Genomic DNA, 21,237 nt, shown 5'->3' with positions numbered 1-21,237 from the left:
GGTCGTCCCGGGCGTCGGTGGGGCGGCCGGGGCGGCCGGGGCGGTCGGCGTCACCGAGACAGGTACCCACGATCGCCTCGGTGATCGCGGGCCGCGCCGGGGCCTTTCGTGGCGCTCAGCGCGTGCCGCTCGGGGCGGCCCCGCTCAGCGCTCGCCCCGCCCCGCCGGGGTCAGCAGCCGCCGCATGGAGCGCAGCGGGATCGACACCCAGCTCGGCCGGTTGCGGGTCTCGTAGAGCACCTCGTAGACGGCCTTGTCGAGCTCGTAGGCCCGCAGCAGCTCGGGGGCGTCGCGGGGGTCGGTGCCGGTGACCTCGGTGTAGCCGTCGCAGAACGCCGCGCGGTTGCGGTCGGCCCACTCCTGCGCGCGCCGCTCGAGCTGCGGGTCGGGGTCGTCCGCGGACTGCTCCCACTCGGCGAGCTGGTGGAACGCGGCGTAGTCGAAGGAGCGCAGCATCGCGGCGACGTCGCGCATGGGGGAGTCGGGGCGCACCCGGTCGGCCAGGGACTTCGACGGCTCGCCCTCGAAGTCGATGACGAGCCAGCCGGTGGGCGTGCGCAGCTCCTGCCCCAGGTGCAGGTCGCCGTGGATGCGCTGCAGGGTCGACGGCTCGGCCGCGGTGACGCCGCGCAGGACGTCGGCGATCGCGTCGCGCTGCTCGGCGACCCCTGGGACGGCCTCCGCGGCACGGTCGAGGCGGTCGAGCATCCACGCCTCGATCTCGGACGCGGCACGGGCGTCGAGCGGGTGCGTACCCAGCGCGGCGGCCAGCTCGAGGTGCACGGCCGCGACGGTCTTGCCGATGCGGTGCGCCTCGCCCGCGAAGTCGCCGCCGACCTCGTCGGCGCGCAGGTCGGCCTCCGCGAGCAGGTCGCGGACGCTCGCGAGCGCCATCGACCAGCCGTCGGCGGAGTTGGACGCGTAGCCCTGGAGCATCGCGACGGTCATCGGCTCGCCGTCGAGCTCGCCCTCGACGGCCCCGAGCAGCGGCGCGACCTCGTGGCTGCCCTGGCGGCGCAGCGCCCGGTGGAGCTCGAGGTCCGGGTTGAGCCCGGCCGTCGCCCGCCGGAAGAGCTTCATGATGGCGCGCTCGCCGTAGATCACCGAGCTGTTCGACTGCTCGCCGATCAGCGGCCGCCCGGGCCCCACGATCGGCGCCTCGGTGTCGGGCTCGGCGACGAACCGCAGCGGCCCGCGCGTCTGGTTCTCGACGATGAGCGAGAGCACCAGGCGGCTGATCCGACCGTCGGCCAGGCCGTCGTAGACGACCTCGTCGCGCCCGTCGGGACCCGGCCGCCGTCCGATGACGGCGTGCTCGACCTCCGCGGGCGGGCCCGCCTGGGCGCCGAGGACCAGCTGGTAGCGCTCCTCGGCGCTGCCCCCCGCGGCATCCGAGAACGACACCCCGATCACCGCGTGCTCGACCGTCGGCGACTCCTCCGGCGTGGAGACCACGCTGTGGGCCACCGTGCGCAGACCGGCGATCCGGCGCCCCTTGGCGGGGAACCAGCGCTGCGTGGGCAGCCACGCCAGCAGGGCGTCGTGGAGGCCGGCGAGGGGGTCACCGGTACCGGGGGGTCCGTCGGGCGAGCTCGTGGCGGGCATCAGCGCTCCTCGGCCTCGTGGATCGCGAACCAGTAGAACCCGTGTCCTGGCAGCGTCAGCAGATACGGCAGTTCCCCGATCGCCGGGAACGGCACACCCCCCGTGAGCTCCGTGGGCACGCAGCCCTTCCAGGCGATGAGGTCGAGCTCGACCGGCTGGGGGAAGCGGGACATGTTGTTCACGCAGAGCACCAGGTCGCGGAACCCGTCGGCGTCGACGTGCTCGCGCACGTAGGCGAGCACGCTCGGGTTCGACCCGCCCAGCTCGTGGAAGTTGCCGAGCCCGAACGCGGGGTGCTGCTTGCGGATGTCGATCATCCGGCGGTTCCAGTGCAGCAGGCTCGCCGTCGAGTTGGACTGCGCCTCGACGTTCACCGCCTGGTAGCCGTAGACCGGGTCCATGATGATCGGCAGGTTGAGCCGGCCCGGGTCGCAGGTGGAGAACCCGGCGTTGCGGTCGGGCGTCCACTGCATCGGGCTGCGCACGCCGTCGCGGTCGCCGAGCCAGATGTTGTCGCCCATCCCGATCTCGTCGCCGTAGTACAGGACGGGGCTGCCGGGCAGGGAGAGCAGCATCGCCGTGAACAGCTCGAGCTGGTTGCGATCGTTGTCGAGCAGCGGGGCCAGTCGGCGGCGGATGCCGATGTTGGCCTTCATCCGCGGGTCCTTGGCGTACTCCGCGTACATGTAGTCACGCTCGTCGTCGGTGACCATCTCGAGCGTCAGCTCGTCGTGGTTGCGCAGGAAGATGCCCCACTGCGCGTTCGACGGGATCTCCGGCGTCTGCGCCAGGATCTCCGAGATCGGGAACCGCGACTCCCGCCGGACCGCCATGAAGATGCGCGGCATCAGCGGGAAGTGGAACGCCATGTGGCACTCGTCGCCGCCGACGGCCGGGTCGCCGAAGTACTCGACGACGTCGGCGGGCCACTGGTTCGCCTCGGCGAGCAGGACGCGGCCCGGGTACTCGTCGTCGACGACCTTGCGGCACCGCTTGAGGAACGCGTGGGTCTCCGGGAGGTTCTCGCCGTTCGTGCCCTCGCGCTCGTAGAGATAGGGCACCGCGTCGAGCCGGAAGCCGTCGATCCCCAGGTCCAGCCAGAACCGCAGCGCGTCGAGCATCGCCTCGCACACGGCGGGGTTGTCGAAGTTGAGGTCGGGCTGGTGGGAGAAGAAACGGTGCCAGTAGAACTGGCCGCGCAGCGGGTCGTAGGTCCAGTTCGACGACTCGGTGTCGACGAAGATGATCCGCGCCTCGGAGTAGCGCGTGTCGTCGTCGGACCAGACGTAGAAGTCGCCGTAGGGCCCCTCGGGGTCGCGGCGCGACTCCTGGAACCAGTGGTGCTGGTCCGACGTGTGGTTCATGACCAGGTCGGTGATGACGCGGATGCCGCGTGCGTGCGCCTGGTCGAGGAACTCGACGAAGTCCGCCACCGTCCCGAACTCGGGCAGCACCTTGCGGTAGTCGCGGATGTCGTAACCGCCGTCGCGCAGCGGGGAGTCGTAGAACGGCGGCAGCCAGATGCAGTCGACGCCGAGCCAGGCGAGGTAGTCGAGCTTGTCGGTGAGGCCGTTGAGGTCACCGAAGCCGTCGCGGTTGGAGTCGGCGAACGCGCGGACCAGCACCTCGTAGAAGACCGCCCGCTTGTACCAGTCGTCCTCGACCGGAAGCGTGCGCGCATGTCGGAAGTCGTCGGCGCTGGGCTCCTCGACGGCCGAGGCGCCGTGGTCCTCGGTGACGTCGCGGACGTGGTCCTCGTCGATCGGTGCGGCGGCGATGCCGGCGCTGACTCCCTCGTTCATCAGCCGTCACGCTAGTGGTCGGGCGCGGTGACTCGCCGCACCGGTCGGGCAACGACGCGCAGGTCCACTCAGGGGGTGTCCCGGCCGTCGCGACCGTCCCGGCTCTCGATGACCTCCCCCTCGATGACCTGGCCCTCGATGACCTGGCCATCGACGACGGTGCCGCGGTGCGGGTACCGGCCGAGCCGGTCCTGGCCCGGCGCGGGACGCGGGCCCCACGCGGGGCCGCCGACGCCGACGACGGTGACCGTCGGACCCATCCGCGCGCTGCCGGCCCGCACGGCGCGGGCGGCGGCACTGCGGGCGAGCGCGCGGCGCACCGGCGGCACCAGCAGCACGAGCGCGGCGAGCGTCGACAGCAGGCCGGGCACGACGAGCAGGACGCCCGCGAGCGCGACGTACATCCCGTCGGCGACCTCGGCCTCGGCCGGCCGGCCCCGCCGGGCCGCGTCGACCAGGGCCGTCATCGACCGCCGGCCCTCCCGCTTGATCGCCCAGGCGCCGACCACCGCCGACACGACGAGCACGGCGAGCAGGCCCCAGAAGCCGACGGCCTGGCCCACCAGGACCAGCACCGTGATCTCGACGGCCAGGTAGACCGCCAGGGCGACGAGGATGCGCATTCCGACCTCCCGAGGGGCTCTCGACCGGTCCAACGCGCACCGGAGCCGGATCGTGCCCGGGATGGTGCCCGATCCGTCCGGTTCTCAGCACCCCCACAGGGTCCGGCGGCTCCCTACCGGCGCACCACCGAGATGATGTGGCAGACGTCGCGCCACGGCTCGATGCGCACGTAGTTCGTCTCGCCCCACTCGAAGGTCTGGCCGCTGACCTCGTCGAACGCGCCGAACCGGTCGTACCACTCCAGGCCCAGCGCCGGCATGTCGAGGTGGACCGTGCCCTCCTCGACGCCGAACGGATTGAGGGTGACGACGCAGAGCACGGTGTCGCCGGTCTGCGGGTCGGTCTTGGAGTAGGCGAGCAGCGCGTCGTTGTCGGTCTCGTGGAACCGCAGCGTCCGCAGCTGGCGCAGCGCCGGGTGGTCGCGGCGCAGCTGGTTGAGCCGCGTGATCCACGGCTCGAGGCTGCGCCCCTCGGCGAGCGCGCCGGCGAAGTCGCGCGGGCGCAGCTGGTACTTCTCGGAGTCCAGGTACTCCTCGCTGCCGGGCCGGACCGGCTGGTGCTCGAAGAGCTCGAAGCCCGAGTAGACGCCCCAGCTCGGCGAGAGCGTGGCGGCCAGCGCCGCCCGCAGCGCGAACATGCCCGGGCCGCCGACCTGCAGCGACTCGTGGAGGATGTCCGGGGTGTTGACGAAGCAGTTCGGTCGGCACTCGTCGAGCCGGTCGCGGTGCATCTCGAAGAACTCGCGCAGCTCGTCGCGGCCCGTGCGCCACGTGAAGTACGTGTAGGACTGGCTGAACCCGGCCTTCGCGAGCCCGAACAGCCTGGCCGGGCGCGTGAACGCCTCGGCGAGGAACACCACGCCCGGGTCGCGGCGGTGCACCTCGGCGATGAGCCAGTTCCAGAAGTCCGGCGGCTTGGTGTGCGGGTTGTCGACCCGGAAGACGCGGACCCCGTGCTCCATCCAGTACAGGACGATCCGCAGGACCTCGGCGTAGATGCCGTCGGGGTCGTTGTCGAAGTTGATCGGGTAGATGTCCTGGTACTTCTTCGGCGGGTTCTCCGCGTACGCGATCGTCCCGTCGGGCTGGATCGTGAACCACTCCGGGTGCTCCGTGGCCCACGGGTGGTCCGGCGCGCACTGCAGCGCGAGGTCGAGCGCCACCTCGAGCCCCAGGTCGTGGGCGTGCGCGACGAAGGCGTCGAAGTCCTCGATCGTGCCGAGGTCCGGGTCGATGGCGTCGTGCCCGCCCGCGGCCGACCCGATCGCCCACGGGGAGCCGACGTCGTCCGGGCCCGGGGTCAGGGTGTTGTTCGGCCCCTTGCGGTTGACCGTGCCGATCGGGTGGATCGGCGGCAGGTACGCGACGTCGAAGCCCATGGCGGCGGCGCGGTCGAGCTCGCGGGTCGCGGTGGCGAAGGTGCCGTGCACCGGCTTGCCGTCGGCGTCCCACCCGCCGGTCGAGCGCGGGAAGAACTCGTACCAGGCGCCGGCCAGCGCGAGCGAGCGCTCGACCTGGACGTGGTGGGTCTCGCCCTGGGTCACGAGCTCGCGGACCGGGTGCTCGGTCATCGTCCGGTGCACCGGCTCCGACAGCGCGAGGCCGAGGCGGTCGGGGAGTTCCCGGTCGGTGTCGCGGAGGAGCTCGGCGGCCCGGGTGAGCGTGTGCGCGAGCTCGAGCGCCGGCGGCATGGCGATCCCGCCGGTGCGCTCGCTGACCGGGTCGTCGTCGACCGGCGGGGTGTCGCGCAGGCGCTGCTGGATGCCGTCCGCGCCGCGCTCGAGGATCCGGGCACCGGTCTCGAGGTCGTTGGCGAGTTCCGACGCGCCCTGCCCGGCGCGGGTCTTGACGTCGACGGCGTGCCGCCACGTCGCCCACGGGTCGCCCCACGCGTCGACGCGGAAGCTCCACAGCCCCTCGGCGTCCGGGACGACCTGGCCGGCGAACCGGTCGGTCAGCGGCCCCGTCGGCGCCATGCGCATGCTGCGCGGGGCCTCGTCGCCGCAGGGGATCGTGGCGTCGGGGTGCTGGCCGTGGCTGGCGACGCCGCAGCGCTGCCAGACGACCGTCGCCGCCACCGCGTCGTGGCCCTCGCGCCACACCAGCGCGCTGACCGGCACGACCTCGCCCACCACGGCCTTCGACGGGAACCGCCCGCCCGAGACCTCCGGGGTGACCTCGTCGATCCCGATCCGGCCCTGGGGGAGGCGGTGGCGGTCGATCGCCGCGGCGGTGTCCGCCGTGGTGGTGCTCGGGGTGGTGGTGCTCGTGGTGGTGCTCGTGGTGGTGGTGCTCGTGCCGGCGCTCTCCGGCGGGGCCGGGGCCGTGGCGGCCGGGGCGACCGTGCCCGGGTCGGTGGACGGCGCGCCCGCGGGCTCCTCGGCCGGGACATCGGCGCCGGTGGGGTCGGGTGCGGTGGGGTCGGGTGCGGTGACGTCGCCGGGGGCGTCGCCGCCGCGGGCCGGGTCGCCGATCGGGCCGCCGGGAGCCGTCGACACGTCCGACGCCGGGACCTCGGCGCGCGGGGCGCCGACCCGGGAGTCGCTGGTGGTGCCGCTCGGGGTGTCGCGAGGCGTGCCGCCGGGCGTGTCACCGGGCGTGTCCGGGGCGAGACTGTGGACGTAGGCGTCCGGGTCGACCGTGACCGGGCCGACGCCGAGCGGGTCGTCGTCGGAGACGGTGCTGCTCGGGGTGCTGCTCGGGGTGCTGCTCGGGGTGCTGCTCGGGGTGCTGGTCGTGCTGCTGCTCGGCGCGGCGGTCGGGGACGGCGGGGTCGAGCCGTGCCCCGAGGACACGGTCGGCGAGGTGGAAGGCCGGTCGGCGACGTCGCCGGCACCGGTCTCGCCGGCACTGGTGGCGTTGGTGGCGCTGGTGTCGCGAGCGGGTGCCGACCCCTCGGAGGACCCGCCGCCGGAGGCCGCGGCGGCCCCGACGGCACCGACGGCACCGACAGCCCCGAGTCCCGCGGCGCCGGCGGCGGCGGTGTCCTCGGTGCTGCCCGAGCTGCCCGTGCTCGTGGCGACGTCGTCCCGGTCGTCGGGCGACGGAGCCGCGGCATCCGCCGAGGTCGCGCTCGGGGTGCTGGTGCCGAGCGGGGTGTCGACCGAGGTGTCCGGTCGGGCGCTGGTCGGGCGACCGACGGGGTCGGGGTCGTCGCCGGTCGGGGTGTCCGGACCGGTGGCGGCCGCCTCGCCGCCGAGGTCGCCCGCGACGACCGCGGTGCCGGTCGGCTCGTCGTCGGTGAGGCCGGTCGGTGCCGGGTCGCCGCTGTCGTCCGGGATGTCGTCCGGGATGTCGTCCGGGCCGTCGGCGGGGCTGTCCGCGCGGGCCGCACCGTTCGGGATCGGGGCGTACGGCGTACGCGGGGTGAACCACGACGGGTCCGAGGCGGGCGGCACGGCGCCGGCAGGTCCGGCCGCCGCCGGGCGGGCGGCGCGGTCGGTGCCGGAGGCGTCGGAGCGCTCGGTGCCGGAGCGCTCGGTGCCGGATGCTTCGGAGCGCTCGGTGCCGGACGCGTCGGAGCGCTCGGTGCCGTCGGCGTGGGTGCCGGCGGGACGGGAGGGCGCGGCCCCACCGGTCCCGAGGCGCGGCCCGGAGCCGGGCGGTGCGGTCGGTGGGGCCGCGCGCCAGGACGCCTGGTCGGGGTCGCGGTCCGACGACGAGCTCATGTCGCGTCCGCTACCCGGAACGGGCGGGTTCGATGCGGCGGGGCGGCGGGAGGCGGTGCCGGGGCGACCGGTGGCGATGCCCCACGGCGGGGTCGCGGGACGGCGCCACGGCGGCAGGGACGGGGTGGGGCCGTGGGCGTCGAGGTCGGGCGCGTCGGCCCCGACGGCGCGGAACCCGGGCGGCGGGGTCATGGCGCCGGGCGAGGGGTGGTCGGCGGGGTCCGGCGAGGCGAACGGTCCGGACGGGGCGACGGCGCCGGGCGCGGGGAAGCCGCCGGAGTGCTCGCGCGGGCCGTGGCCGGGCGCCGGGAACGGTCCGGACACCGGTCCGGTGGGGCGCTCGGCCGCGGCGAAGGGACCGGAGGACGGGCCGGTCGCGCGGCCGGGCACCGGGAACGGTCCGGAGGAGGGGCCGGTGGCGCGGCCGGGCACCGGGAAGGGACCGGTCGTCGGGCCGTGCGGCCGCGCGTCCGGGGGCGGCGGCGGTCCGACCTCGACGTCGTCGGCGGACCCCCAGCCGCGCCGGCGCCGGAACCAGCCCGAGGGCGTGCCCGTCGTGACCTCGCCGCGCGGGGCCGGGCGGGGCGCGCGACGGTCGGCCGTGCGGGGGTCGTAGCGGGGCGGGTACTCCTCCTCGAACGCCGGGGCGCTGGCCCCGTCGGAACCGACGACCGGCTGCTCACCGGTGCGGTCGCGGCGCGCCTCCGGCGGCTCGCCGGGAGCCGTCTGCGCCTCACTCGACCGTCGTCCGACCCGCCACCATCTCCCCAGCGCGCTCACGCGACGCAGCGTAGTCATGGGATCGATCCAGGGGAGGTGGGCGGCGCACGGCGCGTCGGGGGTCGAGCCGTAGGCTCTCAGCGCGTGAAGGCTCTGCGTCGCTTCTCCGTCCGCGCCCAGCTCCCGGCCGCCCTCGCGCCGCTGCAGGAGCTCGCCATGAACCTGCGCTGGACCTGGCACGGCCCCACGCAGGACCTCTTCGCCGGCGTCGACGAGGCGGCCTGGCGGGCCGCCGGCGGCGACCCCGTCCGGCTGCTCGGCGAGGTGCGCCCGCAGCGCCTGGCCGAGCTCGCCGAGGACGCCGACTTCGTCGGCCGGGTGCAGGAGCGCGCCGAGGATCTCCGCACCTACCTGCGCGAGCCCCGCTGGTACCAGGGGCAGGCCAGGCGTTCCTCCGACACGGACCAGGGCCTGCCGACGGCCATCGGCTACTTCTCCATGGAGTTCGGCGTCAGCGAGGTCCTGCCGAACTACTCGGGCGGCCTCGGCATCCTCGCCGGCGACCACCTCAAGGCCGCGAGCGATCTCGGGGTGCCCCTGATCGCCGTCGGGCTGCTGTATCGATCCGGATACTTCCGCCAGTCGCTGTCGCTCGACGGGTGGCAGCAGGAGCACTACCCCGCGCTCGACCCGCAGGGCCTGCCGCTGCACCTGCTCGCCGACGCGGCGGGTACGCCGGTGCTGGTCGGCGTCGCGATGCCCGGCGGTCGCACGCTGCGGGCGCGGGTGTGGCAGGCGTCGGTGGGCCGCGTGCCGCTGCTGCTGCTCGACGCCGACATCGAGGAGAACGACCCCGACCTGCGCCAGGTCACCGACCGCCTCTACGGCGGCGACGCCGAGCACCGCATCCGCCAGGAGATCCTCATCGGCATCGGCGGGGTGCGGGCGGTGCGCGCGTTCTGCGACCTGACCGGCCACCCGGCGCCCGAGGTCTTCCACACCAACGAGGGGCACGCGGGCTTCCTGGGCCTCGAGCGCATCCGCGAGCTCGTCGCCGGGGGGAGCGGAGCGACGGGAGGAGGGGACGCGGGCCTCGACTTCGACCAGGCGCTGGCCACCGTCCGCGCCGGCACCGTCTTCACCACGCACACGCCGGTGCCCGCCGGCATCGACCGCTTCCCGGTCGGGCTGGTCGAGCACTACTTCACCGCCGACATGCTCCCGGGCATCGAGCCGGCGCGGGTCCTCTCGCTGGGCCGGGAGCCGTCCGGCGACATGTTCAACATGGCGCACATGGGCCTGCGGCTCGCGCAGCGCAGCAACGGCGTCTCGCAGCTGCACGGCGAGGTCTCGCGCGGGATGTTCCAGCAGCTCTGGGGCGGGTTCGACGCCCCGGAGGTGCCGATCGGCTCGGTGACCAACGGCGTCCACGGCCCGACCTGGACCGCTCGCGAGATCGCGGGGCTGACCGCGGGCGCCGAGGCGGCCGGGAGCCCGGAGCTGTTCGGCGTCTCGGACGCGCTGCTCTGGGAGATGCGCGGGACGCTGCGGCGCCGGCTCGTCGAGGAGGTCCGCCGCCGGGTGAAGGCGTCGTGGCTGCAGCGCGGCGCGTCGGAGCCCGAGCTCGCGTGGACCGAGCGCGTCTTCGACCCGGACGTCCTCACCATCGGCTTCGCCCGCCGCGTGCCGACCTACAAGCGCCTGACGCTGATGCTGCGTGACCAGGAGCGCCTGCGCTCGCTGCTGCTCGACCCCGAGCGTCCGGTGCAGCTGGTGATCGCCGGCAAGTCGCACCCCGCCGACGAGGCCGGCAAGCGGCTCATCCAGCAGATGGTCCGGTTCGCCGACGACCACGGCGTGCGCCACCGCATCGCGTTCCTGCCCGACTACGACATGTCGATGGCGCGCTACCTCTACTGGGGCTGCGACGTCTGGCTGAACAACCCGCTCCGTCCGCTCGAGGCGTGCGGGACGTCGGGGATGAAGTCGGCGCTCAACGGCGGGCTGAACCTGTCGGTGCGCGACGGCTGGTGGGACGAGCTCTACGACGGCCGCAACGGCTGGGCGATCCCCACCGCCGACGGCGTCGACGACCCCGAGCGGCGCGACGACATCGAGGCCAACGCCCTCTACGAGCTGCTGGGCAGCCAGGTCGCCCCGCTGTTCTACGACCGCGGCGCCGACGGCGTGCCCGACCGCTGGACCTCGCTCGTGCGCCACACGCTCGCGACCCTGTCGCCCAAGGTGCAGGCGACGCGGATGGTCACCGACTACGTGGAGCAGTGGTACGCCCCGGCGGCCCGGTCGGCGGCGCGCGTGGTGGCCGACGGCTTCGCCGGCGCCAAGGAGCTCGCGACCTACCGCGCCCGGCTCGACGCGGCGTGGTCGTCGGTCGCGGTGGCCGAGGTCGACGCGTCCGGCGGTGCCGACACCCCGGTGCTGGGCGCGCCGATGACCGTCCGCGCCGAGGTGGCGCTGGGCGGGCTGAGCCCGGACGAGGTCCTCGTGCAGGCCGTCGTGGGCCGTGCCGACGACGCCGACGAGCTCAGCGAGTCCACGGTCCAGCCGATGGAGCCGATCGGCGCCGGGCACGACGGGTCGCACCGCTTCGAGGCCGTCGTGGCCCTGCCCCACGCGGGCGTCCTGGGCTACACCGTGCGCGTGCTGCCCCGCCACGACCTGCTGGCCGCGCCGGCCGAGCTCGGGCGCGTGGTGCTGCCGGCGTAGGCGCCGCCCGGCCCACCACCGACCGCGCGTGCGGCCGGGTGACGCCGCGCCGCCGGAGGGCGCCGGGCGGGCGGGGGGAGTACGTACATCCACGTACTGACCCGGCCCGTCCCCGGCGCCCACACTCCGACGACGACTCGTCGAGACGGAGTGGAGGAGCCATGCCCGAGTTCGCCCTGTTCTTCTCGTACACCCCGCAGACCTGGGCCGCGCTGCTCACGAAACCCGCCGACCGCACCGAAGCCGTCCGCGAGCTCGTCGAGGGCGTGGGAGGGCGGCTCGACGGGCTCTGGTACATGCTCGGTGAGGACGACGGCATGGTGCTGTTCGACGTGCCCGACGCGTCCGCCGCCGCCGCCCTGTCCCTCGCCGTGAACAGTTCCGGGGCCTTCTCGTCCCTGCGGACCCAGCAGCTCCTGGCCGCCGGCGATCTCCCGGGCGTGCTCGACACCGCGGACACCGCGCGCAGCGCGTACCGGCGTCCCGGGGACTGAGGCGCGGCCGCGACCCGCCCCGGCGTCGCCGCCTACCCCCGCGGCGTCGCGCGCAGCACCAGGGCCGTGTGGGCCGGGACGGCGAGGGCCGTCCCGGCCGGCAGGGGCTCCGAGGACGGCGGCGCGCCGCCGGGCGTGCCGGGGTCGAGCACCGGCACCCAGGCCGTGTCCCCGAACGCGTCGGGCAGCAGGACGTCGACGGGCCCGCGGCCGGCGTGCAGGACGAGCAGCAGCGCCCGGTCGCCGTCGATGCGCACGACCAGCGTCTGGCCGTGGTGGTGGAAGTCGGGCTCGGTGAGCTCGCGGCCGTCGGCGTGCAGCCACGCGATGTCCGGGACGGCGCCGTCGGGGTCGGTGTCCTCGCGGCCGTAGAAGAAGTCGGTGCGCCGCAGCGCGGGGGTGGCGCGGCGCAGCGCGAGCGCGCGGGCGACGAAGTCGACGAGCACCGGGTCGTCCCACGAGCGCCACGAGGTCTCGTCGTCCAGCGAGTAGACGTTGTTGTTGCCGTGCTGCGTGTGGCCCAGCTCGTCGCCGCCCAGCAGCATCGGGGTGCCCGCCGAGAGGAGCAGCGTCGTGAGCAGGTTGCGGGACTGGCGCGCCCGCAGCCCGAGGATCGCCGGGTCGGCCGTGGGGCCCTCGACGCCGTGGTTGGCCGAGCGGTTGTCGTCGGTGCCGTCGCGGCCCTGCTCGCCGTTGGCCTCGTTGTGCTTGCGCTCGTAGGAGACGAGGTCGGCGAGGGTGAAGCCGTCGTGCGCGGTGACGAAGTTGACCGACGCCGCCGGGGTGCGCGCCGGCCAGTACAGGTCCGACGAGCCGGCGACGCGCGTCACGATCGCCGACAGGGGCCCGTGACCCCGCCAGAAGTCGCGGACGTCGTCGCGGAAGCGCCCGTTCCACTCCGCCCAGCCCGGCCCGAACCCGCCGACCCGGTAGCCCTCGCCGGTCGCGTCCCAGGGCTCGGCGATGAGCTTGACGTCGGCGAGCACCGGGTCACCGACGATCTCCGCGAGCAACGGCGACGCCGCGTCGAAGGCCCCGCCGTGCGGGCGTCCCAGCGTCGAGGCCAGGTCGAAGCGGAAGCCGTCGACGCCCATCGTCGTCACCCAGTACCGCAGCGAGTCCAGGACGAGCCCGCGCACGAGCGGTGAGGCGGGGTCGAGGGTGTTGCCGCAGCCGGTGAGGTCGACGTCGTGACCGCGGGCGTCGAGGGCGTACCAGCCGCCGGCGTCGAGCCCGCGCCACGACAGCGACGGCCCGTCGGCGCCGCCCTCGCAGGTGTGGTTGAACACGACGTCGAGCACGACCTCGAGGCCCGCGGCGTGCAGCGTCGCCACCATCGCGCGGAACTCCTCGACCTCGCGGCCCGGCGTCGCGGCGTAGCGCGGCTGCGGGGCGAGGTAGGCGAGCGTCGAGTAGCCCCAGTGGTTGGCGCGCCCGCGGGCCAGCAGCGAGGGCTCGTCGGCGTGGGCGAACACGGGCAGCAGTTCGACGGTGGTGACGCCGAGCGCGACGAGGTGGTCGACGACGGCGGGGTGCGCGACGCCCGCGTAGGTCCCGCGCAGCTCGGCGGGGACGTCGGGGTGGCGCATCGTCAGGTCGCGGACGTGGGTCTCGTAGATCACCGTGTCCGCCCACGGCACCCGCGGGCGCGGCACGGCGGCGTCGTCGAGCGGGGCGGCGACGACCGCGTGCGGCACCACGCCGGCGGAGTCGCGATCGTCACGCCGGGCGCCGAACGGGTCGGACCCGGCGAACGGGCGCGCGACCTCCAGCGACGTGACCTTCCCCTCCACGCGGCGCGCCCACGGGTCGACGAGCAGCTTCGCCGGGTTGGTGCGCACGCCCCGCGCGGGGTCCCAGGGACCGTGCACGCGCAGGCCGTACGGCGTGCCGATCGTCACCCCGTCGGCCTCTCCACGCCACCACCCGTCGCCCGCGCGGCGCAGCTCGACCCGCCGTTCGGTGCCGTCGGCGAGCAGGCAGAGCTCCACCGCCTCGGCGGTGGGCGCGGCCGGGACGTGGACGCGCAGCTGGTCGCCGTCGAGGTGGGCACCGGGGCGGGGAGCGGTGGTGGGCATCGGACGGGCATCGTGCCCGATGGAGGGGCGGCCCGTCGCCCGTCGACCGTCCGGGATCCGTCAGGATGGCGGCCGTGACCCAGCCGGAGCGCAGCGGAGCCAGCACCGCCGACGGAGCCGATGCCGACACGGTGATCCGCCTGGCCGGGGTGGGGGTGCGCCGCAGCGGCACCGACCTGCTCGCCGACCTCGACTGGACCGTCGAGCTCGACGAGCGCTGGGCGGTGCTGGGTCCCAACGGCGCCGGCAAGACCACGCTGCTGCGCCTCGCGGCGGCCGAGATGCACCCGACGACGGGCACCGTCGACCTGCTGGGCGAGCGCCTCGGCCGCGTCGACGTCTTCGAGCTGCGCCCCCGCATCGGCCTCGCGTCCGCGAGCCTGGCCGGCCGCGTGCCGCCCGACGAGACCGTGCACGACGTCGTGCGCAGCGCGGGCTACGGCGTCCTCGGGACCTGGCGCGAGCGCTACGACCCCGAGGACGACCGGCGCGCGTCCGGGCTGCTCGAGGTCATGGGCGTCGCGGGCCTCGCGGGACGGCGCTACGGCACGCTCTCGACCGGCGAGCGCCAGCGCGTGCTGCTCTCGCGCGCGCTCATGACCGATCCCGAGCTGCTGCTGCTCGACGAGCCGGCCGCGGGCCTCGACCTCGGCGCCCGCGAGGACCTCGTCGAGCTGCTCACCGAGCTGGCCGCCGACCCGGACGGGCCCGCGACGGTGATGGTCACCCACCACGTCGAGGAGATCCCGCCGAACTGCAGCCACGCGATGCTGCTGCGCGAGGGCCGTGTCGTCGCGCAGGGCCTGCTCGACGACGTCATGACCTCCGAGAACATCTCGGCGACGTTCGGGCAGCCGCTCGAGCTCACGAGCCGGCGGCGTCGCTTCACCGCGTTCCGGCGATAGGGTCCGCCGGGACCGACCCTGATCGAGGAGGCTCTTCGGTGACGGAGTTCGTGCGGCTCGAGGTGGACGGCGGGGTGGGCACCATCCGCCTGGACCGCCCCCCGATGAACGCGATCAACCGCCAGGTGCAGGACGAGCTGGTGGAGGTCGCGACGGAGGCGACCAGCCGCTCCGACGTGCGCGCGGTGGTCGTGTACGGCGGGGAGAAGACGCTCGCGGCCGGCGCGGACGTCAAGGAGATGGCCGACATGACCTACTCCGAGATGGCCGAGCGCACCCACCAGCTCTCGCGGGGCTTCGGCGCGGTCTCGGAGATCCCCAAGCCCGTGGTCGCCGCGATCACCGGCTACGCGCTGGGCGGCGGCTTCGAGGTGGCGCTGTCCTGCGACCGGCGCATCGCCGGCGACAACGCGACCGTCGGCCAGCCGGAGATCCTGCTCGGGATCATCCCCGGCGGCGGCGGCACCCAGCGCCTCACGCGCCTCGTCGGGCCGGCGAAGGCGAAGGACATCATCTTCACCGGCCGCTTCGTCAAGGCCGCCGAGGCCCTGGAGATGGGCCTGGTCGACGAGGTCGTGCCCGCCGACGAGGTCTACGGCCGCGCCCGGGCCTGGGCCGAGCAGTTCGCCAACGGTCCGAGCCGCGCGCTCGCGGCGGCCAAGGCGGCCATCGACCGCGGCATGGACATGGACCTGCGCGACGGGCTGGCGTTCGAGTCCGAGGTGTTCGCGGCACTGTTCGGCACCGAGGACCAGACGATCGGCATGCGGTCGTTCGTCGAGAACGGGCCCGGCAAGGCCCAGTTCCTGGGGCGTTGATGGCTCCGTCACAGGCCGAGGTCGACGCCGCCCGCGAGGACCCGAAGCTCGCCAACGTCCTCTACCACGACTGGGAGTCGGACAGCTACGACGAGAAGTGGTCGATCTCGTTCGACGAGCGCTGCACGACGTTCGCGGTGGACCGCTTCCGCGCGGTCGCCGGGGACGCGGGGCCGTTCGACCACGCGCTCGAGCTGGGCTGCGGGACCGGGTTCTTCCTGCTCAACCTCATGCAGGGCGGCATCGCCCGGCGGGGCACGGTCACCGACCTGTCGCCGGGCATGGTCGAGGTCGCGACGCGCAACGCGGCCGACCTGGGCCTCGACGTCGAGGGCCGCGTGGCCGACGCCGAGACGATCCCGGTGCCCGACGCGTCGGTCGACCTCGTCGTCGGGCACGCCGTGCTGCACCACATCCCGGACCTCGACCAGGCGTTCCGGGAGATCCTGCGGGTGCTCAAGCCCGGCGGGCGGTTCGTGTTCGCGGGCGAGCCGACGCGGATCGGCGACCTCTACGCCCGCAAGCTCGGGCAGGCGACGTGGTGGGCGACGACCCGCCTCGCCCCGTCGTCGTGGCTGCGCCCGCAGACCGAGCTCGACGAGTCGTCGCGCGCGGCGGCGCTGGAGGCGGTGGTCGACCAGCACGTGTTCGACCCCGACCGCCTCGAGCGCTACGCCCACGCCGCCGGCGCGGTGGACGTCCGCGTCGCCACCGAGGAGCTCACGGCGGCGGTGTTCGGCTGGCCGGTGCGCACCTTCGAGGCCGCGGTGCCGCCGGAGAAGCTGGGCATGGGCTGGGCGATGTTCGCCTACCGCACCTGGCAGCGGCTGTCGTGGCTGGACGCGCGCCTGGCACGCGTCGTGCCGCGGTCGTTGTTCTACAACGCCCTGGTCACCGGGGTGCGGCCGGCGGACCCCGTCCGCGTCTAGGTGGCCTACGCCTTCACCCTCGACGACGTCGTGTTCCTGGCCTCGGACGCCGGGCGCGACGCCGTCGCGGGGGCGGCGCCGCTGGTCTCTGCTGATCGTCTCCGGGCGGTGCAGACGCTGCGAGCACGGCTGGGTGAGCGGGCCGCGCCGGTGCTGGAGACGGCGCTGCTGCAGGACCGCGCCCGGGGCCGGGTGCCCGACGGCTGGCTGCTCACCGCCGACGCCGCCGAGCAGGCCACCGCGGCGCCGGTCGCCGCGCACCGCGCCGCCCGGCTCGCGGGGCGCGACGTGCACGACGTGACCTGCTCGGTGGGGGCGGAGCTGCACGCGCTGTCCGGGGTGGCCCGGCGGGTCGTGGGCTCCGACCTCGACCCCGTGCGCCTGGCCATGGCGCGCGTCAACGTGCCGGGCGTGCCGCTGGTGCGCGCCGACGCGCTGGCCCCACCGTCGCGGGACACGGTGCTCGTCGCCGACCCCGCCCGCCGCACCGCCGCCGGCCGCCGCACCTGGCGCCCCGCCGACTTCGCCCCGCCGCTGGACCAGCTCGCCGCCACAGTCCTCGGTGATCGAAGTACCGATACGGACACTGGGTGTCAGCGACGGCACTTCGCTGACACCGCCAGCCACGATCTCGTCGTCTCGACGGCCCCGGGCCTCGACCCGGCGCTGGTGCCCTGGGCGGCCGAGGTCGAGCTCGTCAGCCTCGACGGGCGGGTGCGGGAGGCGGCGCTCTGGTCCGCGGGCCTCGCCACGACGCGGCGCCGGGCCACGGTGGTCTCCAGCCGGGGCGCCGGCTTCGCGGTCACCGACGCCGAGGACGACGACTGCCCCGTCGCCCCGGCCGGCGCGTGGATCGTCGACCCCGACGGCGCGGTGGTCCGCGCGGGCCTGGTGCGCCAGTACGGCGCGCGGCACGGGCTGTGGCGCCTCGACGAGCACCTCGCCTACCTCTCCGGCGACGCGCCGCCGCCGGGCGTCCGCGCGTTCCGGGTGCTCGAGCACGGCCGCTACAGCGAGAAGACGCTGCGCACGACGCTGCGGCGCCGCGACGTCGGGCGCCTCGAGATCCTCGTGCGCGGTCTGGACGTCGACCCGAACGCGCTGCGCCCCCGGCTGCGGCTCGCCGGGTCACAGGAGGCCACCGTCGTCCTCGCCCGCCTCGCGAGCGGCCCGGCGGCCTATGTGTGCGAGGCCGTGTGGGACGGGGGCGGCGACCGGGTATCCGCGACCTCCGACCGAACCTGAGGAGGCACCACCGGATGGACGCCGAGACCGCCCGCCGCTCGCTGACCGAGGAGCGCGAGCGCCTGCGCGAGATGGGCTCGTGGTCCCGTGAGCACGAGCCCGCCGTGGCCGTGCAGCAGGAGGGCGCGCTGGGCCAGCACCCGGGCGACTACGGCTCCGAGGTCGAGGAGACGATGGAGCGCGAGGGCCTCGCCGACGAGAGCGAGCGCCAGATCGCCGAGATCGACGCGGCGCTGGCGCGCATCGACGAGGGCACCTGGGGACGCTGCCGCGTCTGCGGCCAGCAGATCGACGACGAGCGCCTCGAGGCCCGGGCGCAGGCCGACACGTGCCGGGAGCACGCGGCCTAGTGAGGACCGACCGCGGCCCCGCGGAGGCGCGGGGCCGCGGTGGCCGTCAGAGTCGGTTCTCGGGCACACCGCTCGCCGGGTCGACGTCCTCGTCGTCGAGGCGCACCTCCGGGCCCTCGAGCTGCTCGTCGAGGTCGCGGCCGATGGCCTGCTCGGTGGCGTCGAGGTCGACGAGGTCGTCCTCGGGGATGTCGTGCACCGCGGCCTCCTCCGCGGACGCGGCGCCGCCGGAGATGCCGGCGTCCTCCGCGGCGAGCGAGCGCCCCGGCACCTGGTCGGGGTCCGGCTCGGCGGCGGTGAGGCGCCCGCTGCGGGCCTGACCGGCCTCGGAGGCGATCTCGCCCTCGGAGAGCTCGGGGCCGGGTGCGGTGGCCGCACCACCGGTGTCGTCGGGGATCTCGCGGGTCAGGCGCTCGTCGAGCGTCTCGCGCTCGCGCTGCCCCGCGGGCGTGGTGTCGGGGTCGTCGAGGCCGAAGGGCCGGTTCGGGGACACGACGCCGGCGTCCAGGCCGTCGGTGCCGGGCCGGCCGTCGAGCGTCTCGCCGGACTCGAGTTGGACGCTCGCGCCCAGGTCGGGCTCTTCGGGGACCTCGTCGCTGTGCTCGGGCTCGGTCATCCGGGCGGCTACCCGCCGGGGCGGGTCACCATGTCGTCGCGCAGGCACCGGGCGAGTGCGTCACGCACTCCGTCCAGGTCGGTGCCCTCGGGCAGCGCGACCTCGACGGTGCGGCCCGGCGAGGTGCGCCCGCGGCGGTCGGCGAGCACCATCCCGCGGGCCGGCCCGAGCGACGTGTCGACCTCGACCTCCAGCGGCACCGTCGCGAGCGTCCCGGGCTCGATCGCCTCGAGCAGGGCGACCGCGTCGTGGATCGGGACCCGGTCCACGCCGAGCGCCTCGCCCCGGCCGTAGACGGTGCGCGTCGCCGCCAGGGCCTCGCCGACCGGCCCGGACGCGGCGAGCGTCTCCAGCCAACCGCGGTCGACGGTGACGGCGTGGGTGAGGTCCAGCGGCACCAGCGTCGTCGGCACCCGCTCCTCGACCAGGACGCGCCGCGCCGCCTCGGGGTCGGACCAGACGTTGAACTCGGCGCCGGCGCTGACGTTGCCGCCGATGCCGATCGAGCCGCCCATGACGACGAGCCGCCCGATGCGCTCGGCCAGGTCGGGGCGGGTGGCGAGCAGCAGCGCGACGTCGGTGAGGGGACCGATCGCGGCGAGGACGACGGGCTCGGGGCTCGTCTCGAGGACGTCGGCGATGACGTCCAGGGCCCGCCCGGCGGGCTCCGGGCCGAGCGGGCCGAAGCGCTCGGCGACGCCGCCGAGCCCGTCGTCGCCGTGCACGTCGGCCGCGCGCCGCGAGACGGGGTGGATGAGCGGACGCTCGGCGCCGAGGCCGAGCGGGACGTCGCCCCGCCCGAGCATCCCGAGCAGGCGGCGCGCGTTCGCCGTCGTGGTGGGGAGGTCGACGTTGCCGAAGACGGCGGTGACCGCGCGCAGGTCGGCGTGGGCGTGCCGGGCGGCGAGGACGATCGCGTACGCGTCGTCGACGCCCGGATCGGTGTCGATGACCAGCGGCGTCACGGGACGTCCACCTCGTCGCGGGTCGGCAGGGACGGCTGGGCGCCCGCGCGGGTGGCGGCGAGCGCGCCGGCCCGGCAGGCGCGGCGCAGGGCCGCCTCGTCGTCGAGTCCCGTCGCGAGCCCGAGGGCCAGGGCCGCGGTGAACGCGTCGCCGGCCGCGGTGCCGTCGACGGCGTCCACCGGCGGCGGCTCGACCTGCGCGACGACCCGGCCCCGGCGGCGCAGCTCGGCCCCGGCTGCGCCGTGGGTGATCGCGACGGCGACGACGTCGTCGAGGTCGGCGTGCGCGGCGAGCTCGCCGTACTCCGCGGCGTTGACGCAGAGCAGGTCGAGCCCGGCGAGGACGTCCCCGGCGACGGGGCGCGCCGGGGCGGCGTTGAGCACGGTGAACGCAGACGCGGCCATGGCGGTGGCCACGGTCTCGTCGGGCACCTCGAGCACCGTGAGCACCACGTCGGCGTCGAGCTCGTCGGGGGTGACGGCGAGGGTGGCGTTGGCGCCGGCGTCGATGACGATCGTGGTCTCGCCGTCGTCGTCGACCTGGATCATCGCCGTGCCGGTCGGGGCGTCGTCGCTGATGCGGACGCCGGCGAGGTCGACGCCGCCGGCGCGCAGGAGGGTGAGCGCCTCGCCGGCCAGCGGGTCGTCACCGACCGCGGCGACCAGGCGCACCCGGCCCCCGAGACGGGCGGCGGCGAGCGCCTGGTTGGCGCCCTTGCCCCCGGGCACGCGGGTCACGCCGTGCGCGGTGAGCGTCTCGCCGGGGGCCGGGAGGCGGTCGACCCGGGCGACGAGGTCGAGGTTGACGCTGCCGACGACGGTCACCCGCGGCGGGAGGCCCTCCGTCGGCCTCTCTGCGGGGCGGGACACCGGGCGATCGTAGGGTCTGCAGACCGTGAGGTCGGATCCGCGCCAGCCGCGACTGTTCACCTGGGCCTCGCTGCGCTGGATCGTGCGCCACCGCGCGTGGACGCCGTTCTACCTGGTGCGGTACTGGCGGATGCTCAAGGTCCGCGTGCGCCAGCCGCACATCGTCCTGCACGGGCTCGTGTTCCTGGGCAAGGGCGTGCGGCTCGAGGCGCGCGAGGGGTTCGGGCGGCTCGAGATCGGCCGCTTCGTGCACATCGGCGACAACACCCGCCTGCGCTGCCACGAGGGCTCGCTGCGCATCGGCGACAAGTCGGTGTTCGGCAACGAGAACACGATCAACTGCTACCTCGACATCGAGTTCGGCGAGGCGACGCTGCTGTCGGACTGGATCTACGTCTGCGACTTCGACCACCGCTACGCCGACGTCCACGCACCGATCAAGGACCAGGGGATCGTCAAGTCGCCGGTGCGCATCGGCCCGGAGACGTGGATCGGGACGAAGGTGACGGTGCTGCGCGGCGCGCGGGTGGGGCGCGGGTGCGTGCTGGGCGCGCACGCGGTGGTGCGGGGCGACGTGCCGGACTGGTCGGTGGCCGTGGGCGCCCCGGCGCGCGTGGTGCGCGACCGGATGGCGGACTACGAGGCCGCGGCCGCCGAGCGCGAGGCCCTCGCCGACATCGCGCGCAAGACGGCCCTGGCGGCGGGGCAAGCGGTGGCGTCTCCCGAGCCCGAGGGCGCTCCCGGGACCTCGGCGGGGGAACCGGCGCGCCCCACGTGAGCGGACTTTCGAGCTATAGCTCGAAAGTCCGCTCACGTACGGGGC

Annotated in this window: 16 protein-coding genes; 8 read left to right on the top strand and 8 right to left on the bottom strand. The window is 75.2% G+C overall.

Going from position 1 to position 21,237, the window contains the following annotated elements:
* Positions 1–144: 144 nt before the first annotated feature.
* The 4 genes from PGB27_RS20085 to PGB27_RS20070 form a co-directional block, all read right to left on the bottom strand.
* Entirely contained in the window at positions 145–1,605 is a 1,461-nt protein-coding gene (locus tag PGB27_RS20085; protein WP_274202182.1) for a maltokinase N-terminal cap-like domain-containing protein, read from the bottom strand.
* Positions 1,605–3,407, bottom strand: a complete 1,803-nt coding sequence (treS, locus tag PGB27_RS20080; protein WP_274202181.1) for a maltose alpha-D-glucosyltransferase — start codon at positions 3,405–3,407, stop codon at positions 1,605–1,607. Before treS ends, PGB27_RS20085 begins: the two co-directional genes overlap by 1 nt.
* Before the next feature lie 68 nt (positions 3,408–3,475).
* Positions 3,476–4,030, bottom strand: a complete 555-nt coding sequence (locus PGB27_RS20075) for an FxsA family protein (RefSeq protein ID WP_274202180.1) — start codon at positions 4,028–4,030, stop codon at positions 3,476–3,478.
* Positions 4,031–4,143: 113 nt separating this feature from the next.
* Positions 4,144–6,252: a maltotransferase domain-containing protein gene (locus tag PGB27_RS20070; RefSeq protein ID WP_274202408.1), complete on the bottom strand. Its 2,109-nt coding sequence runs from the start codon at positions 6,250–6,252 to the stop codon at positions 4,144–4,146.
* Positions 6,253–8,562: 2,310 nt separating this feature from the next.
* On the opposite strand from PGB27_RS20070, the gene glgP reads away from it, so the two are divergent.
* Both glgP and PGB27_RS20060 read left to right on the top strand, forming a co-directional pair.
* Complete coding sequence (glgP, locus tag PGB27_RS20065; protein ID WP_274202179.1) at positions 8,563–11,145, top strand: alpha-glucan family phosphorylase; 2,583 nt, start codon at positions 8,563–8,565, stop codon at positions 11,143–11,145.
* A gap of 161 nt (positions 11,146–11,306) precedes the next feature.
* Positions 11,307–11,639: a GYD domain-containing protein gene (locus tag PGB27_RS20060; protein ID WP_274202178.1), complete on the top strand. Its 333-nt coding sequence runs from the start codon at positions 11,307–11,309 to the stop codon at positions 11,637–11,639.
* A 32-nt stretch (positions 11,640–11,671) separates the two neighbouring features.
* On the opposite strand, the gene glgX is transcribed toward PGB27_RS20060, so the two are convergent.
* On the bottom strand, positions 11,672–13,717 hold the full coding sequence (gene glgX / locus PGB27_RS20055; protein ID WP_274202177.1) for a glycogen debranching protein GlgX: 2,046 nt from the start codon (positions 13,715–13,717) through the stop codon (positions 11,672–11,674).
* Between the two features lie 65 nt (positions 13,718–13,782).
* Between glgX and PGB27_RS20050 the strand changes: the two genes are divergently transcribed.
* Genes PGB27_RS20050 through PGB27_RS20030 form a run of 5 tightly spaced genes read left to right on the top strand, consistent with a single transcriptional unit; the run spans position 13,783 to position 17,964 of the window.
* Positions 13,783–14,622, top strand: a complete 840-nt coding sequence (locus tag PGB27_RS20050; protein ID WP_274202176.1) for an ABC transporter ATP-binding protein — start codon at positions 13,783–13,785, stop codon at positions 14,620–14,622.
* A 38-nt stretch (positions 14,623–14,660) separates the two neighbouring features.
* The gene (locus PGB27_RS20045; RefSeq protein ID WP_274202175.1) at positions 14,661–15,440 is read left to right on the top strand and encodes an enoyl-CoA hydratase/isomerase family protein; all 780 of its coding nucleotides are present in this window, start codon (positions 14,661–14,663) and stop codon (positions 15,438–15,440) included.
* Positions 15,440–16,369 carry a class I SAM-dependent methyltransferase gene (locus tag PGB27_RS20040; protein WP_274202174.1) on the top strand — a complete coding sequence of 310 codons (930 nt, stop codon included), beginning with the start codon at positions 15,440–15,442 and terminating at the stop codon, positions 16,367–16,369. Before PGB27_RS20045 ends, PGB27_RS20040 begins: the two co-directional genes overlap by 1 nt.
* Positions 16,370–17,614 (top strand): THUMP-like domain-containing protein, encoded by a 1,245-nt coding sequence (locus tag PGB27_RS20035; RefSeq protein ID WP_274202173.1) that lies wholly within the window; start codon positions 16,370–16,372, stop codon positions 17,612–17,614.
* A 14-nt stretch (positions 17,615–17,628) separates the two neighbouring features.
* Entirely contained in the window at positions 17,629–17,964 is a 336-nt protein-coding gene (locus tag PGB27_RS20030; protein WP_274202172.1) for a TraR/DksA family transcriptional regulator, read from the top strand.
* 46 nt (positions 17,965–18,010) lie between these two features.
* Here the strand turns inward: PGB27_RS20030 and PGB27_RS20025 are convergent, their stop codons facing one another.
* Genes PGB27_RS20025 through PGB27_RS20015 form a run of 3 tightly spaced genes read right to left on the bottom strand, consistent with a single transcriptional unit; the run spans position 18,011 to position 20,414 of the window.
* Complete coding sequence (locus PGB27_RS20025) at positions 18,011–18,580, bottom strand: DUF5709 domain-containing protein (RefSeq protein ID WP_274202171.1); 570 nt, start codon at positions 18,578–18,580, stop codon at positions 18,011–18,013.
* Between the two features lie 8 nt (positions 18,581–18,588).
* Positions 18,589–19,545: a nucleoside hydrolase gene (locus PGB27_RS20020; protein ID WP_274202170.1), complete on the bottom strand. Its 957-nt coding sequence runs from the start codon at positions 19,543–19,545 to the stop codon at positions 18,589–18,591.
* The gene (locus PGB27_RS20015; RefSeq protein WP_274202169.1) at positions 19,542–20,414 is read right to left on the bottom strand and encodes a ribokinase; all 873 of its coding nucleotides are present in this window, start codon (positions 20,412–20,414) and stop codon (positions 19,542–19,544) included. Before PGB27_RS20015 ends, PGB27_RS20020 begins: the two co-directional genes overlap by 4 nt.
* A 25-nt stretch (positions 20,415–20,439) precedes the next feature.
* Between PGB27_RS20015 and PGB27_RS20010 the strand changes: the two genes are divergently transcribed.
* Positions 20,440–21,192, top strand: coding sequence for an acyltransferase (locus PGB27_RS20010; protein ID WP_274202168.1), 753 nt, complete (start codon positions 20,440–20,442; stop codon positions 21,190–21,192).
* The last annotated feature ends 45 nt before the right edge of the window (positions 21,193–21,237 follow it).

Origin of the sequence: Actinomycetospora lemnae (genome assembly GCF_028737315.1) — a bacterium.
GTDB classification, from domain to species: domain Bacteria; phylum Actinomycetota; class Actinomycetes; order Mycobacteriales; family Pseudonocardiaceae; genus Actinomycetospora; species Actinomycetospora lemnae.
The sequence above is the reverse complement of the archived record's forward strand: the minus strand, read 5'-3'. Positions and strand labels throughout refer to the sequence as shown.